The organism is Ruegeria spongiae, from assembly GCF_023502395.1.
In the GTDB taxonomy this organism is placed as follows: Bacteria; Pseudomonadota; Alphaproteobacteria; order Rhodobacterales; family Rhodobacteraceae; genus Ruegeria_C; species Ruegeria_C spongiae.
Genome location: NZ_JAMFMB010000001.1, coordinates 170,862 through 186,761, shown reverse-complemented (window position 1 = coordinate 186,761; position 15,900 = coordinate 170,862). Strand labels below are relative to the sequence as shown.

Genomic DNA, 15,900 nt, shown 5'->3' with positions numbered 1-15,900 from the left:
ATGAGCCGGATCACAAGAAACCTCTCGATCATCTACCGCACCGAACGGCTGATCACCCGGCGCCAGATGGCCGTGTTCCAGCAGCAGACGGGGCTGATGGTGTTTGCCGCGCTGATCACCGGTATCGGGATCATCATGCTGAATGTCGCGGCGTATCAGGCGCTGTCGACGGTGATGGAAAGCTATCTGGCGGCGGTGGTGGTGGCGCTCGCCAATCTGGTGCTGGCCGCGATCCTGGTCTCGGTCGCCAGTCGCCTGAGCGCCGAAAAGGATGTCGGTCCGGCCATCGAGATGCGGGACATGGCAATTGCCGAACTGGAAACCGACCTGGAAGAGGCCGTGGACGAGGTGCGGGGCATCTCCCGTCAGGTCACCCAGATCGCCCGCGATCCGCTGGGTTCCGCCCTGCCCGCCCTCATCGGTCCGCTGCTCTCGCTTCTGATGAAAAGCGCCGGGAAATAGATGCCCGCCCCGATCCTTATCGGATCAGAAATCTACCGGGGCTCAAGCTATGGCGTGAAACACCCGCTGGCGATCCCGCGGGTGTCGACGGTGCTTGATCTGTGCCGGGCTCTGGGATGGCTGCCCGAGGCGCAATACCACACAAGCCCCCGCGCCAAGCCCGCCGCGCTGACCGGGTTTCACACGGAACGTTACATCAACGCGCTGCAAGCCGCTGAAAAAGAACAACATGTCAGTGAGGATACGCGGGCGCGCCACGGCCTGGGGACGCTATCAAACCCGGTTTTCCCCGCGATGTACCGCCGTCCCGCCACGGCGGCGGGTGGCTCGATCCTGGGGGCTGATCTTGTTACGCGCGGCGGGATGGTCTTCAACCCCGGCGGTGGCACCCATCACGGGTATCCCGACCGCGCCAACGGGTTCTGCTATCTCAACGACCCGGTTCTGGCGATCCGGCGTCTGTTTGCGCTGGGTCAGCAACGGGTCGCCTATGTTGATATCGACGCGCATCATTGCGACGGGGTCGAGGCCGCGTTCGTAGGAGAGACCCGTCTGTGCCTTATTTCTGTACATGAACAGGGTCGCTGGCCATTCACCGGCAAACTCACGGATCAGGGTGGCGGCACGGCCTATAACCTGCCGGTTCCGCGCGGCTTCAACGACAGCGAATTCCACACCTTGCGCGAGGCGGTCATCCTGCCCCTTCTGTCTGATTTTCGCCCTGATGCCATCATCTTGCAATGCGGAGCGGACGCAGTGGAAGAGGACCCGCTATCGCGCCTTGCCCTGTCCAATACCGCCCATTGGCACCTGCTGCGCGACCTGATGGGTCTGAGCGACAAGCTGCTGGTTCTGGGCGGTGGCGGTTACAACCCGTGGAGCGTGGCGCGCCTCTGGACCGGGCTCTGGGCAGTGCTGAACGGGCATGAACTTCCCGACATTCTGCCCGATGATGCCCAGCAGGTGCTGGCCGGGTTGCGCTGGACCCGCAAGGCAGGCAATCCGCCTGCCCCGCACTGGATCGCGGCACTGCGCGACACGCCCCGGCCCGGACCGGTGCGGGACGAGATCCGGCATATCATCGCGCAGATGCAGGCGCGGAGGGTCACTCGTGCCTGATTGACAGGCCTCAACCTTTAAGCGATCGTCGCTCTGTCACCGCCCTATCACGCATTCTCACAATTTCGTTGACGTAAGGCGGAATAGAAGGCTCAATCTGAGATGCGGGAATCGCCATCTGTCCGCAAATAAACAAAAATTTTACCATTGAAGACGTCTACAGACCTGCCGGGGTGACAAAACGATCCGCGCATTCTCCGGTCACTATCAGGTTTCATTCCTTTCAGGCGCGGCAAACAGGGAGAATGGCATGTTTTCTGACTTCAGACGTGTCACACGAATAGGTTGTGCGGCAGCAGTGCTTGGCCTTTGGTCGCTGCCCGCGCTGGCACAGGCCGAAAAGCCGAACATTCTGGTCATCTGGGGCGACGATATCGGTCAATCCAACATCTCGGCCTATACGATGGGGCTGATGGGGTACCAGACGCCCAATATCGACCGGATCGCTGATGAAGGCATGATTTTCACCGATTATTACGGCGAGCAATCCTGCACCGCCGGGCGGTCGTCCTACATCATGGGCCAGTCGGTGTTTCGCACCGGACTCAGCAAGGTTGGCCTGCCGGGTGCTGAACTGGGCATGCAGGAAGAGGACCCGACCATCGCCGGCCTGCTCAAGGCCGAAGGCTATGTGACCGGACAGTTCGGCAAAAACCACCTGGGCGACCGGGATGAACATCTGCCCTCAAACCACGGATTTGATGAGTTTTTCGGCAATCTCTACCACCTGAATGCCGAAGAAGAACCCGAAAACGAGGATTATCCGGGCGACGTCGTTATGCCCGACGGGCGGACCTTCAAAAAGGCCTATGGCCCGCGCGGCGTGATCCACTCCTTTGCCGGGGGCGAGATCGAGGATACCGGCCCGCTAACCAAGAAGCGCATGGAAAGCGTGGATGATGAAACCCTGGCCGCCGCCATCGACTTCATCAAGCAGGCCAATGCCGATGGCACGCCGTTTTACGTCTGGTGGAACGGCACGCGGATGCATTTCCGCACCCATGTCGCCGATGAACGCCGCAACAAGGGCCATGACGAATATACCGACGGCATGCTGGAACATGACATGCATGTGGGGCAATTGCTGGACGTGATCGACGAGCTTGGCATCGCCGACAGCACCATCGTGCACTACTCGACGGATAACGGCCCGCACATGAACACCTGGCCCGATGCCGCGATGACGCCGTTCTGGGGCGAAAAGAACACCAACTGGGAGGGTGGCTGGCGGGTGCCCTCGATGGTGCGCTGGCCCGGTGTGGTCGAGCCCGGCTCGATCAGCAACGAGATCATGCATCACATGGACTGGCTGCCCACCTATCTGGCCGCCGTGGGTCGCGACAACATCAAGGAAGAGCTTAAGCAGGGCGGTGTCGAGGCGATCGGACGGATCTACAAGGTGCATCTGGATGGCTATAACTTCCTGCCCTATTTCAAGGGTGAGGTGGACAAAGGCCCCCGGCGCGAGATCTTCTATTTCTCGGATGATGGCGATCTGACCGCGCTGCGCTTTGATGATTGGAAACTGATCTTTCTGGAACAGAAAGCGTGGGGCACCCTGCGCGCATGGATAGAGCCGTGGACAGAGTTGCGCGTTCCACTGATCGTCAACCTGCGCCGCGATCCCTATGAGCGCGGCTACCGGACCTCGAACACCTATTATGACTGGCTGCTTGACCGCGCCTATTTCCTGGTTCCGGCACAGCAATATGTCGGCAATTTCCTGGCAACGTTCCAGGAATTCCCGCCGCGCCAGAAAGCGGCCAGCTTCACGCTGGATCAGGTCGTCAAAAAGATGCTTTCCCCGGTCGGAAACTGATACCTGCAGCATCCGCAAAGGCGGGCCGTGTCCGGCCCGCCTTTTTTCCTGTTTCAGACAATTGAGGCCACTGACATGACCAGATTGTTTTCCACCCTTCTGCTGAGTTGCCTTGCCGCAACGGCTGGGGCAGACCCGCTTCCGTCGTGGAACGACACCGACAACAAGGACCGGATCATCAGCTTCGTCGAAACGGTGACCGACCCGCAGGCCGCCGATTACGTCACCCCCGCCGAACGGATCGCGGTGTTCGACAATGACGGTACGCTCTGGGGCGAGCAGCCGGTCTATTTCCAGCTGATCTTTGCTATGGACCGGCTGGCGGAACTGGCACAGGACGATCCCTCGATCCTGACCAGTGACACGCTCAAAGCCGCCGCTGCCGGCAATCTTGAAGCCGTTGGAAAGGGCGGGACCGGCGCCATTCTGGAGGTCGTCAACGCGTCGCATTCCGGTACCAGCGTTGGGGCATTTCAACAGGTGGTGGCTGACTGGCTGGCCAAGGCGCGCCACCCCGATACCGGCCTGCCCTATGACCGGATGACCTATCAGCCTATGGTCGAACTGTTGCGCTATCTGCGCGACGAAGGGTTCAAGACCTATATCGTTTCAGGCGGCGGGCTGCATTTCATGCGGGTCTTTGCCGAGGACGCTTATGGCATCCCGCCTGAGCAGATATTGGGCAGCTATGCCGACAGCAGCTACGAGATGATCGACGGCACGCCAACGATCGTCAAATCTCCGGGCATCGCCTTTATCGACGACAAGGCGGGCAAGCCGGTCAATATCGAGCGCACCATCGGCAGGCGGCCGATTTTCGCGGGTGGTAACTCGGATGGCGATTTCGCGATGCTGGAATGGGCGACTGCGGGCGACGGGCCACGCCTTGGCCTGATCGTGCATCACACCGATGGCGCACGCGAATACGCCTATGACCGCGACAGTCCTATCGGGCGGCTCAATGACGGGCTGGATCGCGGCCCCGATCTGGGTTGGGTGATCGTGGATATGGCCAAGGATTGGAACCGCATATACACTGGAGCCCGGTAAGTCACTGAAAAGGCCTCTATCTGATGTGGTCCCTCCTGGTTTCGCTGGTTCTTCTGACAGCATATGTCTCGGCAGCGTTCTGCGCCCTTCGCGCGGCGCAGACGGCGCGCACACCGCAGGGCTCGGTGGCCTGGGTGATGTTCCTGCTGACCTTTCCACTGATTGCCGTTCCGGCCTATCTGTTTCTGGGCCAACACCGGTTTCGCGGCTATCGCATAGCGCGCCGGGAAAGTGAGCGCGTTGTCGAGGGGATCAAGGCATTTGCCGCGCAGGCCCGACCGCCGGCCGAGGCGTTGCGGCTGAATGTCCGGCCTTTCGAAAGCATCGCGCATCTGCCGGTGGTACGGGGCAATACCGCAGAGTTGCTGATTGACGGCACGGCCACTTTCGACGCGATCTTTGCGGCCATCGACGCTGCACGATCTTATGTGCTGGTGCAGTTCTACATCCTGCGCGATGACGCTCTGGGCAACGATTTGCACGACCGCCTGATTGCCGCGGTCGAACGCGGTGTGACGGTGCGGGTCCTGACCGATGCGGTCGGCAGCTATCATCTGCCCGAAAGCTACATCCAAAGCCTGATCGACGCGGGCATCGACATGGTGGACCCGCATCAGCAGCGGGGGCCGAATTTCCGGTTCCAGCTGAATTACCGCAACCACCGCAAAACCGTCATCGTCGATGGCGAGGTCGGGTTTATCGGCGGGCACAATGTCGGCGAGGAATATCTGGGGAAAGACCCGAAATTCGGCCATTGGCGCGACACCCATCTGCGCCTGACCGGCCCGGCGGTGCTGCAATTGCAACTGATCTTTGTGGAAGATTGGCACTGGGCGCGCAATGTCGAGATCATCGACGATCTGAACTGGGCAACCCGGTTCGAAAAGCCCGGCGTGAATGCTCTGATCGTCGCCACCGGACCGGGCGACCGGACCGAGACCGGCTCGATGATGTTCTTTTCCGCCATTGCCGCCGCGCAGACCCGCATCTGGATCGCCTCGCCCTATTTCATTCCCGACGGCGACATCATGACGGCGCTGAAACATGCCGCCCTGCGCGGGGTCGATGTACGCGTGCTGGTCCCGGACGAGATTGACCACAAGACTGTCTGGCTGGCGGCCTTCGCCTATTTCGACGAGCTTTGCGAAGCCGGTGCGCGCGTGTGGCGTTACAACAACGGGTTTCTGCACCAGAAGGTATTTCTGATCGATGACCGACTGGCGGCGGTGGGCACCACAAATCTGGACAACCGCTCGTTCCGGCTGAATTTCGAGGCGATGGCGCTGGTCTTCGATGCGGGCTTTGCGGCTCAGGTGGAGACGATGCTCAGGGATGATTTCGCGCTCAGCCACGAACTGACCAGGACACTGGATCTGCAGCCGCCCCATATCCGCTACGGTGCGCCGCTGGCGCGGCTGCTGGCACCCATTCTGTAGGGCTACACTTCGGTCAGGTGCTCTTTGAAGATCGTCGACATCAGGGCAACCAGATAGGCGGTCGACAGGCCGAAGGCCAACAGCCCGGCAATCGCCGAAAACGCCGCAAAGATGCGCAGCTCGGGTTCCAGCACGATGTCGCCGTATCCCAGCGTGGTATAGGTCACCATCGAAAAGTAGAGCGCGCTGTTCCAATCCTCCATCGTGTCGCCATGCACCCAGATAAAGGCCCACATCCAGACCTGGATCGTATGGGCCAGAACAATGAAAACAAGCGCGATGGTGATCATGCCGCCCGCCTGCACCGCCAGAGACCGCGAGCCGAAGCGGTTGTCGAACTTGCGCAGCAGGATCGTGCAGGCGACCAGGAACAGGATCTCGACCAGAAAGCAGACCCCAAGATAGAGGCTGCCCCAGGTGAGTTGATCTGAAAGCATCATCGGTGATCTCCGGTTGGCGCGCGGGCGTCTGAAACGTGTTCTTGGTGTCGCAATGCGGAACCCGCGTCAATCCCGCGCATTGTCCTTTTGGGCTGGACAGCGGGGCTTGCCGGGTCAGAGTGTCGGGGGAAAACCGCTAGAAGATCAACGTGCCCGAGAACGGACCCGAACCATGCTTCTGAACGTCGAGACTGTCAGCAAGACCTATCCGGGCGGACGTCCGGTGCTGGATCGTGTCTCGCTGCGGCTGGAGCATGGTGAGACGGTGGCGCTGACCGGCGAAAGCGGCTCGGGCAAAAGCACGCTGCTGAATCTGGTGGGGGCGCTGGACCAGTTCGACAGCGGTGAGATCACGGTTGCGGGAACCGCCCTGTCGGGCCTCGACGAGCGTGGCCGGGCGGCATTGCGGCGTGGCTCTCTGGCGGTGGTGTTCCAGCAGTTCAACCTGATCCCGTCGCTGAGCGTCGAACAGAACCTCGCCTTTCACGCCCGCCTGTCGGGCCAAAGCGATGCCGCGTGGCTGTCGCATCTGACCGACCGGCTGGGGCTGAGCGCGCTGCTGGCCCGGTTCCCTGAACAGCTTTCGGGCGGGCAGCAGCAGCGCGTTGCCATCGGGCGCGCGCTTGCGGTGCGCCCTGCCCTGTTGCTGGCCGATGAACCCACCGGCAACCTGGATGAGGTCGCAAGTGCCGCTGTGCTGGACCTGATGCTGGGCCTGGTGGCGGAAACCGGCTGCGGTTTGTTGCTGGTCACCCATTCCGACGCGATCGCCGCCCGGCTGGACCGGCGCGCGCATCTCAGCGGGGGGCAACTGGCATGAGGCGCGCGGCGATTGCCTGTCTCTGGTCGCACTGGGCGCGGCATCCGCTGCAGTTGCTGACGCTTCTGGCGGGGCTTGCGCTGGCCACCGGCCTGTGGTCGGCGGTACAGGCCATCAATGCCGAGGCGCGTTCCAGCTATGCCGAGGCCAGTGCGCAATTGGGCACCGGACAGTTCGATGAGCTGCGCGCGGCCAGCGGTCCGATCCCGCTGGCGCGTTATGTCGCCCTGCGCCGTGCGGGCTGGCAACTGGCAGCCGTCCTTGAGGGGCGAATGCCGTTGCCGGGCGGTTCGGTCGAGGTGATGGGCGTCGATCTGCTCGCCTATCCCGCACTGCCCGCGGTCGAGGAAACCTCGGATATCAACGGAATCACCCCCGCCGACGCGTTGCTGGCCCCCGGCCTGCTGATCGCGCGACCCGAGACTGCGCGGCGCTTGCGCGCGCAGGTGGGGTTGCCGCCCGTGACCCGCTCGCAAAATCTGCCCGCCGGGGTGGTGCTGACCGATATCGGCACCGCCGAGATCTTGCTGAACCGCAGCGCAGAGGTCTCCCGCCTGCTGATCCTGCCGGATCAGCCCGCCGGGCTTGCTCCGCTTGCCGATCTCGCCCCCGATCTGATGGTTGTTCCGGCCGAAGGCAGGTCGGAACTGGCGCGGCTGACCGACAGTTTCCACCTGAACCTGACCGCCTTCGGCCTGCTGTCCTTTACGGTTGGGCTGTTCATCGTGCATGGCATGGTGGGCCTGTCCTTCGAGCAACGGCGCGGGATGATCCGCACCTTGCGTGCGCTTGGCCTGCCGCTGCGGGATCTGACCTGGCTCATGCTGGGCGAGTTGCTGCTATTTGCCCTGATCGGCGGCACGGTTGGCCTTGCGCTTGGCTATGTGGTCGCCGCAGCGTTGCTGCCCGATGTCGCCGCCACGCTGCGCGGGCTTTACGGCGCGCCGGTGGATGGCGATCTGGCGTTGCAGCCGTCCTGGGTGGCGCTTGGTCTGATGATGGCCGTTGCGGGGGTATTCGCCGCCAGCGCGCAGGCGCTGTGGCGGCTGTCCCGGGTGCCGATCCTGCAGGTCCAGGGCCAATACGCCTGGTCGGCGCAGGGCATGCCGGTCCTTGCGCAAGCCGGGATCGGGGCGCTGATGATCGGTGCCGGTTTTCTGGCGCTGGCGGTGTTTGACGGTCTGGTTGCCGGGTTCGTGATGCTGGGCGGGTTGCTGATGGGCGCGGCGCTGCTGTTGCCGCCCCTGCTGACGCTGGCGCTGCGGATTGGGTCCGGGTTCTCTCGTGGTCCGCTTGGCGCGTGGGTCTGGGCCGACATGCGGGCACAACTGCCGGGCCTGTCGCTGGCGCTGATGGCGCTGCTGCTGGCGCTGGCTGCCAATATCGGCGTCGGCACCATGGTGTCGAGCTTTCGGCTGACCTTCACCGGCTGGCTCGACCAGCGGCTGGCCTCCGAGCTTTATGTGACCGCCCGTGACGATGCGCAGGGCACCGAGATCGCGCGCTGGCTGCACAGCCGCGCCGATGCGGTGCTGCCGATCCGCTCAACCGAGGTGCAAATCTCGGACCAGACGGTGTTTCTTTATGGGATCGTGGATCATCCAACCTATCGCGACAACTGGCCGCTCATCGCTGCTACCCCGCAGGTCTGGGATATGGTGGCGGAGGGGCGTGGCGCGCTGATCAACGAACAGATGGCGCGGCGGATGGATCTGTGGCCGGGCGATACCGTCACGCTGCTGCCGGGCTGGAGCCTGCCTGTCGTCGGGGTCTACTCCGATTACGGCAACCCGACCGGTCAGGCCATGACCGCCCTGCCCGCGCTGCTGCAGCGCGTGCCGGACCTTCCCAATACCCGCTTTGGCATCCGGGTCGATCCGGCGGAGGCGGGAGATCTGCGCAGCGAGCTTGCCGATACCTTCGCGCTGCCGCCGCAGGCATTGGTGCCGCAGGCCGCGATCAAGGCATCCTCGCTGGCGATTTTCGAGAAAACCTTCGTGGTCACCGGCGCGCTGAATGTGTTGACGCTGGGCGTCGCGGGCTTCGCGATCCTGACCAGCCTGCTGACCCTCTGGGCACACCGGCTGCCGCAACTCGCCCCGGTCTGGGCGTTGGGCGTGCGGCGCGACACGCTGGCGCGGCTGGAGGTCCTGCGCAGCGTCGCCCTTGCGGTGATGACCGCGATTTTGGCGCTGCCCTTGGGGTTGGTTCTCGCCTGGGCGCTGCTGGCCATCATCAATGTCGAGGCGTTTGGCTGGCGCCTGCCGATGCATCTCTTCCCGCTGCAATGGCTGATCCTGTTGCTGCTTGCGGTGGTCACGGCCGGTCTGGCCGCACTTCTGCCCGCACGGCGGATGCACCACCTGCCGCCTTCGGACCTGCTGCAGGTCTTTGCCAATGCGCGTTAGGGTTCTGATCTTCCTGCTCATGCTGCCGCTTGGTGCCGCAGCACAAGGCTTTGCCGGGCTTGGCACCGATGCCGATGGCTTTGCGGTGCCCGAACGCGGGCAGGCCCTCGCGTTTCCGCGCGATCACGGGGCCCATCCGGCCTATCGGATCGAGTGGTGGTATGTCACCGCCACACTCACCGGCGCGGATGGCCGCGACTATGGCATCCAGTGGACCCTGTTCCGCTCGGCACTGGCACCATATGAACTGGACGGCTGGCAAAGCCCACAGCTCTGGATGGGTCATGCTGCGCTGACCACGCCGGACCGGCATTTCGTGGCCGAGCGGCTGGCGCGCGGCGGGATCGGACAGGCCGGGGTCAGCGCCGATCCGTTCGAGGCCTGGATCGACGATTGGCGCATGGCGGGCCCGGGTTTCAATATGCTCGATCTGCAGGCGCGCGGAGCGGAATTCGCCTATGACCTCAGCCTGACCGCGCAGGGGCCGCTGGTGCAACATGGCGACCGCGGTTATTCGGTGAAATCACAGGACGGTCAGGCCAGCTATTACTACTCGCAACCCAATTTTGCCGTGACCGGCACGCTGACCCTGCCCACGGGGCCGGTTGCGCTGACCGGCAACGCCTGGCTGGATCGCGAATGGTCCTCGCAGCCGCTATCGGCGGATCAGAACGGCTGGGACTGGTTCTCGCTCAGCTTTGACGATGGCACCCGTCTGATGGCGTTCCGGCTGCGCGGCGGGCGCGGAGATTTCACCTCGGGCACCTGGATCGGTGCGGATGGCAGTGCGACGCCGCTGCCCGACGGGCTGATCGAGGTTGTGCCGCTGGACCTGACCGGCGTCGCGGGGCGCGAAGTGCCCACGCGCTGGCGACTGACCTTGCCCGACAAGGCGCTTTCGGTTGAGATTGAGGCGCTGAACCCGCAGGCCTGGATGGCGACCTCGTTCCCCTATTGGGAAGGGCCGGTGCGCGTCACCGGCAGCCATGACGGCAAGGGATATCTGGAGATGACGGGCTATGACTGACACACCGGGGCTGACACAAACGCTGGATCAGGCCTGGGGTCTGCTGGATCAGGCGATCTCGGAGGGGCGCTCGCCACTGCGCTATGTGACGCTGGCCACGGTGGACGGCAAAGGCGCGCCCCAATCGCGGATCGTGGTACTGCGCAATGTGGACCGAGCTACGGGCCAACTGACCGCCTATACCGACAAACGGTCGGACAAGGTGGGGCAATTGCGGCAAAATCCGCAGGTGGCGCTGCACCTGTGGTCAGCGGATGATCTTGTCCAGTTGCGGATGAACGGCACCGCCTGGGTGACACAGGGCAGCGCCGAGACCTGGGACGCGGTGCCCGACCCCATGCGCGAAGCCTATGGCCACGTCCCGCCGCCCGGCAGCGTGATCGACCGGTCCGATGATTGGACCATCCTGCCCGACCCGGCCCATTTCGCCGCGCTGGACATCACGCTGTCGCGGATCGAGTCGGTCTGCCTTGACCCGGCCGGTCACCGCCGCGCGAATTTCCAGCGGGCGGATGGCTGGATTGGCCATTGGCTCTCGCCCTGACCCCCGGGTGATTGCGAAATTTGCAGAAAAACCAAGAACACCCGTTGCAACCTTCGCGCCGATTTGGATGATACCTCCATGACACCCGGTCCTGTACCGGGGCGTTCAGGCCGGAAAAACCAGCAGAACAACGATAATGGGAGAAACTACATGAAACTCAGACATCTCATGCTTGCGGCAAGCGCCACCGCCCTGATGGCGGGCGCGGCCTCGGCTGAAACGCTGCGCTGGGCACGCGCGGGCGACTCGCTGACGCTGGACCCACATGCCCAGAACGAAGGTCCGACCTCGGCCCTGGCGCATCAGATCATGGAAACGCTGGTCATGCGCGACCATTCCGGCACGCTTGTTCCCTCGCTGGCCACCGAATGGGCCCCGTCCGAGGACAACCCCAATGTCTGGGTGTTCAAGCTGCGTGAAGGCGTGACCTTCCATGACGGGGCCGAGTTCGACAGCGAAGATGTGGTGTTTTCGCTGAACCGCGCGATGACGCCCGACAGTGACTACAAAGAGTTGCTGGCCTCGGTGAAAGAGGTGCGCGCGCCCGACAAATACACGGTTGAGATCGAAACCGATGGCCCCAACCCGATCATGCCCAACAACCTGACCAACATGTTCATGATGGACAAGGGCTGGGCCGAGGCGAACAACGCCGTCAAGGTGCAGGACTATGAAGGTGGCGAAGACACGTTTGCGGCCAAGAACGCCAATGGCACCGGCCCCTACAAGCTGGTCAGCCGCGAACCGGATGTGAAAACCGTTCTGGCCGCCAACGAAAACTACTGGGGCAAGGGTGAGTTTCCGCTGGAAGTGAGTGAGATCATCTATACCCCGATCCAGAACCCCGCGACCCGCGTTGCGGCGCTTTTGTCGGGTGAGGTGGATATCATCCAGGACGTGCCGGTGCAGGACCTCGAACGCGTTGCGGGCACCGACGGTCTGGATGTACGCACCGCGCCACAGAACCGGGTGATCTTCTTTGGCATGAACCAGGGCGACGCAGATCTGTCCAACGACAATATCGAGGGCAAGAACCCGCTCTCGGATGTGCGTGTGCGTCAGGCCATGTCCAAGGCCATTAACCGCGATGCGATCCAGCAGGTGGTGATGCGCGGCCAGTCGGCCCCGGCGGGCATGATCGCGCCGCCCTTCGTGAATGGCTGGGATGAAGGCATGGATGGCTCTTCCTCGACCGATATCGAAGGTGCCAAGGCGTTGATGGCCGAAGCGGGCTATCCCGACGGGTTCTCGATCCAGCTTGATTGCCCCAATGACCGCTACATCAACGACGAGGCGATCTGTCAGGCAGCGGTCGGCATGCTGGCGCAGATCGGCATCACCGTGAACCTCGATGCCAAGCCCAAGGCGCAGCATTTCCCGCTGATCAACAATCTGGAAACCGATTTCTACATGCTGGGCTGGGGTGTTCCGACCTACGATTCGGAATACATCTTCAACTTCCTCGCCCACACCAAAGGCGAGAAATACGGCTCGTGGAACGGCACCCGCTATACCAACCCGGATCTGGACGCCAAGATCGTGGCGCTGGCCTCGGAAACCAACTTGCCCGAACGTGACAAGATGATCGCCGAAATCTGGCAGGTGGTGCAGGATGATCAGTTGTATATCCCGATCCACCATCAGGTGCTGAACTGGGGCATGAAATCCAATGTCGGCACCATCGTCGAGCCCGAGGATTCGCCGAAGATCAAATATTTCACGATGCAGTAACCTGTATCTGACCAGTAAACGGGGCGCATCTGCGCCCCGTTTCGTTTGATGGTGATGTGTTTCATGCCCCTGATCCTGTTTCTTATTGCCCTGTGTTTTGCCCTGACCGGCGCCAATCGTGCAGAGGCGCAATATATCGACGTGACCGACGCCGTTTATGAAATGCTGGGCGCGTTACAGGCCGAGTCCTTTGCCGAAAACCGAGAGTTTTGCGGCTTCATCGGCGAGGATCTGGACGGCCAACTGATCATCTCTGACCCCAGACGCGGGGGCACCGACAGTTGCCGGCCCGAGTATCCGCCCGGCACTTATGTTCAGCCGCTGGCCAGCTTTCACACCCATGCCGCCCATGACCTTGCGGTGGATAGCGAGGTGCCCTCCTCCTCCGATGTGGTTGCTGACATGGAGGATGGTGTGGACGGATATGTTGCGACGCCGGGCGGGCGCTTCTGGTTCATTGACGGGATCGAAGGCACCGCACGGCTGCTCTGCGGGCCCGGTTGCCTGCCCCAGGACCCCGATTACGATCCCAATGATGGTGCACCGGTCGGAGATTTCTATACTCTGCAGGAACTCGACCTGCGCGAGACCGAGTGACACGCCCAACCCAAGGAGACCTGATATGCGCCTGATGACCCTCACTGCCATCCTCGCCCTGAGCGCCGGTTCCGCGCTGGCCCAGAACGCCTGCGCCACCGGCAAGACGCTGAAGGAGGGGGTTCTGACCGTGGCCACCGGCAACCCGGCCTATTTCCCCTGGGTGCTGGAAGATGACCCCAACAGTCAAAGCGGGTTCGAGTCCGCCGTGGCCTATAAGGTGGCCGAAAAGATGGGTTTCAAAAGCGATCAGGTCGAATGGGTGCGCACCAGCTTTGACGAGGCGATCCAGCCCGGCGCCAAGAATTTCGACGTCAATTTGCAACAATTCTCGATCACCGAGGATCGCGCGAAGGTGGTCGATTTCTCCGCCCCCTACTATTCCGCCGCGATGGCAGTTCTGACCACGAAGCCGGTGGTTGAAGGTGGTGCGACACCTGATCTGGCCTCGCTCAAGACCCTGAAATGGGGCGCGCAGGCCAGCACCACCGCCGTGCCGATGCTGCAGGACCTGATCGGGCCGGACTCCGATCCGCTGCTTTACAATGACAATGCCGATGTGGTCGAGGCGATGAAATCCAACCAGATCGACGCCGCGCTGTTCGATCTGCCGACCGCGCTCTACCTGTCGGCGGTAACCCTTGAAAACGGAGCCCTGCTGGGCCAGTTTCCGGCGGATCGCACACAGAATCCCGACCGCTTCGGGATGTTGATGTCCAAGGACAACCCGCTGAAAGAATGCGTCGATGCTGCGCTGACGGAAATAACCAGCGACGGCACGCTCGATTTGCTCGAGGATGAGTGGCTGGCGCAGAATACCGGTGTTCCCGTCATCAAATGAGCGCGGCATGACATTGCCCACCCCAGCGCCGGGCAAGACCCGGCGCGAGATACATGAGGCACGCGCGCGCCAACGCGGCATCGTGATCGCGTCTCTCTCGACGCTTTGTGTTGTCGCCGCGGTTGTCCTGCTGGTACCGTTGGCTCCGGGATGGGAGGCGGTGCAGAAAAGCTTCTTCAACGGCGAGATCTTCCTCAGGACTTTCCCCAAACTGTTGCAGGCCTTTCTGCTGGACGTGGCGATCTTTGCCTGGTGTGCGCCGCTGATCGCGGTCTGGGCGCTGGTGATTGCGCTGTGCCGTGACGTGCGCAACCCGGCGCTTTACCCGCTGCGCCTGTTTGCGGTGCTCTATACGGATATCTTCCGCGGTGTTCCGGTGGTGCTGGTGGTCTATCTGATCGGTTTCGGCGTACCGGGGCTGGGCCTGCCACGGCCGTGGAATTCGCCCTATATCTGGGGCTCGCTGGCGCTGATCCTGACTTATTCGGCCTATGTGGCGGAGATTTATCGCTCGGGTATCGAATCGATCCACGCATCGCAGCGCGCCGCTGCCCTGTCGCTGGGGATGTCGAAATCGGATGCGATGCGCTTTGTGATCCTGCCGCAGGCGCTGCGCCGGGTGGTGCCGGCCAATATGAACATGTTCATCGCGCTGCAAAAGGATGTGGCGCTCTTGTCCTTCATCGGCCCGGTCGAGGTTCTGCGTCAGGCGGGTGTGTTCAAATCGCTGCTGGCCAATTTCACACCTTACGTGGTGGCCGCGATCATCTTTCTCTGCGTCACCATTCCGGCCACACGCTATGCAGATTATCTGATCGCGAAACAGAACAGGGCCCGCAGCTGATGACGCATCTGGTGCTGCGAAACATACAAAAATCATTTGGCAACAAGACAGTGATCGACGACCTTGATCTGGAGGTGGCCGAGGGCGACATGGTCTGCCTGATCGGCGCGTCGGGGTCTGGCAAATCCACGCTGCTGCGCTGCATCAACCTGCTGGAACCCATCGATGATGGCTATATCGAGCTGGACGGGCTGGACATTTCGGATCCCGAGCTTGACCCCCAACCGGTGCGCCAGCGCATCGGTCTGGTTTTCCAGAGCTTCAATCTGTTTCCGCATATGACGGCGGAGGAAAACGTGATGCTGGCCCCGCGCCGGATCAAGCGTCTGTCACGCGAGCAATTGCGCCCGGACATTTCTGCACTGTTTCAGCGCTTTGGGCTGTCCGAACATATGCAGCATTATCCCGACCAGCTGTCCGGCGGCCAGCAGCAGCGCGTCGCCATCATCCGCGCGCTTGCCATGCAGCCCGAGATCATGCTGTTCGACGAGATCACCTCGGCCCTGGACCCGGAGCTGGTGGGCGAGGTTCTGGACGTGCTGCGCCAGCTCAAGGCGCAGGGCATGACCATGGTGATGGCCACGCATGAGATGGGGTTTGCCCGCGAGGTGGCCGACAAGGTCTGTTTTCTGTCGGGTGGCCGCATCCTCGAACAAGGCCCGCCCGAGCAGCTTTTTGGCAACCCGCAGCAGGCCAGAACGCAAGCTTTTCTCAGCGCTGTTCTGTAGATTGGCAAGGTTGTGCTCATCAGCCTGACACTGC

General features: G+C 62.4%; 15 protein-coding genes. 14 read left to right on the top strand and 1 reads right to left on the bottom strand.

Annotated features, from left to right (window positions below; all coding sequences use genetic code 11):
• The 5 genes from M3P21_RS00910 (at position 1) to cls (ending at position 5,886) form a co-directional block, all read left to right on the top strand.
• Positions 1-462 (top strand): phage holin family protein, encoded by a 462-nt coding sequence (locus M3P21_RS00910; RefSeq protein ID WP_249706042.1) that lies wholly within the window; start codon positions 1-3, stop codon positions 460-462.
• Positions 463-1,581 carry an acetoin utilization protein AcuC gene (locus M3P21_RS00905; RefSeq protein WP_249706040.1) on the top strand — a complete coding sequence of 373 codons (1,119 nt, stop codon included), beginning with the start codon at positions 463-465 and terminating at the stop codon, positions 1,579-1,581.
• Between the two features lie 250 nt (positions 1,582-1,831).
• Entirely contained in the window at positions 1,832-3,400 is a 1,569-nt protein-coding gene (locus M3P21_RS00900; RefSeq protein WP_249706039.1) for an arylsulfatase, read from the top strand.
• 75 nt (positions 3,401-3,475) lie between these two features.
• Complete coding sequence (locus M3P21_RS00895) at positions 3,476-4,450, top strand: HAD family hydrolase (protein ID WP_249706037.1); 975 nt, start codon at positions 3,476-3,478, stop codon at positions 4,448-4,450.
• A 23-nt stretch (positions 4,451-4,473) separates the two neighbouring features.
• On the top strand, positions 4,474-5,886 hold the full coding sequence (gene cls / locus M3P21_RS00890; RefSeq protein WP_249706035.1) for a cardiolipin synthase: 1,413 nt from the start codon (positions 4,474-4,476) through the stop codon (positions 5,884-5,886).
• A 2-nt stretch (positions 5,887-5,888) separates the two neighbouring features.
• Here cls and M3P21_RS00885 read toward each other — a convergent pair whose 3' ends face one another.
• Positions 5,889-6,326 (bottom strand): potassium channel family protein, encoded by a 438-nt coding sequence (locus M3P21_RS00885; RefSeq protein WP_249706034.1) that lies wholly within the window; start codon positions 6,324-6,326, stop codon positions 5,889-5,891.
• 172 nt (positions 6,327-6,498) lie between these two features.
• On the opposite strand from M3P21_RS00885, the gene M3P21_RS00880 reads away from it, so the two are divergent.
• From M3P21_RS00880 to M3P21_RS00840, 9 genes are all read left to right on the top strand, one after another.
• Positions 6,499-7,146 (top strand): ABC transporter ATP-binding protein, encoded by a 648-nt coding sequence (locus M3P21_RS00880; protein WP_249706033.1) that lies wholly within the window; start codon positions 6,499-6,501, stop codon positions 7,144-7,146.
• Positions 7,143-9,554, top strand: coding sequence for an ABC transporter permease (locus M3P21_RS00875; RefSeq protein ID WP_249706032.1), 2,412 nt, complete (start codon positions 7,143-7,145; stop codon positions 9,552-9,554). The genes M3P21_RS00880 and M3P21_RS00875 overlap by 4 nt, the downstream gene beginning before the upstream one ends.
• Positions 9,544-10,581, top strand: a complete 1,038-nt coding sequence (locus M3P21_RS00870) for a lipocalin-like domain-containing protein (RefSeq protein WP_249706030.1) — start codon at positions 9,544-9,546, stop codon at positions 10,579-10,581. Before M3P21_RS00875 ends, M3P21_RS00870 begins: the two co-directional genes overlap by 11 nt.
• On the top strand, positions 10,574-11,125 hold the full coding sequence (locus M3P21_RS00865; protein WP_249706029.1) for a pyridoxamine 5'-phosphate oxidase family protein: 552 nt from the start codon (positions 10,574-10,576) through the stop codon (positions 11,123-11,125). Before M3P21_RS00870 ends, M3P21_RS00865 begins: the two co-directional genes overlap by 8 nt.
• Positions 11,126-11,275: 150 nt before the next feature.
• Positions 11,276-12,856 (top strand): ABC transporter substrate-binding protein, encoded by a 1,581-nt coding sequence (locus M3P21_RS00860; RefSeq protein WP_249706026.1) that lies wholly within the window; start codon positions 11,276-11,278, stop codon positions 12,854-12,856.
• A gap of 63 nt (positions 12,857-12,919) precedes the next feature.
• Positions 12,920-13,453, top strand: a complete 534-nt coding sequence (locus tag M3P21_RS00855) for a DUF4329 domain-containing protein (protein ID WP_249706024.1) — start codon at positions 12,920-12,922, stop codon at positions 13,451-13,453.
• Positions 13,454-13,478: 25 nt separating this feature from the next.
• The gene (locus M3P21_RS00850) at positions 13,479-14,294 is read left to right on the top strand and encodes an ABC transporter substrate-binding protein (RefSeq protein ID WP_249706022.1); all 816 of its coding nucleotides are present in this window, start codon (positions 13,479-13,481) and stop codon (positions 14,292-14,294) included.
• Positions 14,295-14,301: 7 nt separating this feature from the next.
• Positions 14,302-15,138 carry an amino acid ABC transporter permease gene (locus M3P21_RS00845; RefSeq protein WP_249706020.1) on the top strand — a complete coding sequence of 279 codons (837 nt, stop codon included), beginning with the start codon at positions 14,302-14,304 and terminating at the stop codon, positions 15,136-15,138.
• Positions 15,138-15,866 (top strand): amino acid ABC transporter ATP-binding protein, encoded by a 729-nt coding sequence (locus M3P21_RS00840; RefSeq protein WP_249706018.1) that lies wholly within the window; start codon positions 15,138-15,140, stop codon positions 15,864-15,866. The genes M3P21_RS00845 and M3P21_RS00840 overlap by 1 nt, the downstream gene beginning before the upstream one ends.
• Positions 15,867-15,900: the final 34 nt, after the last annotated feature.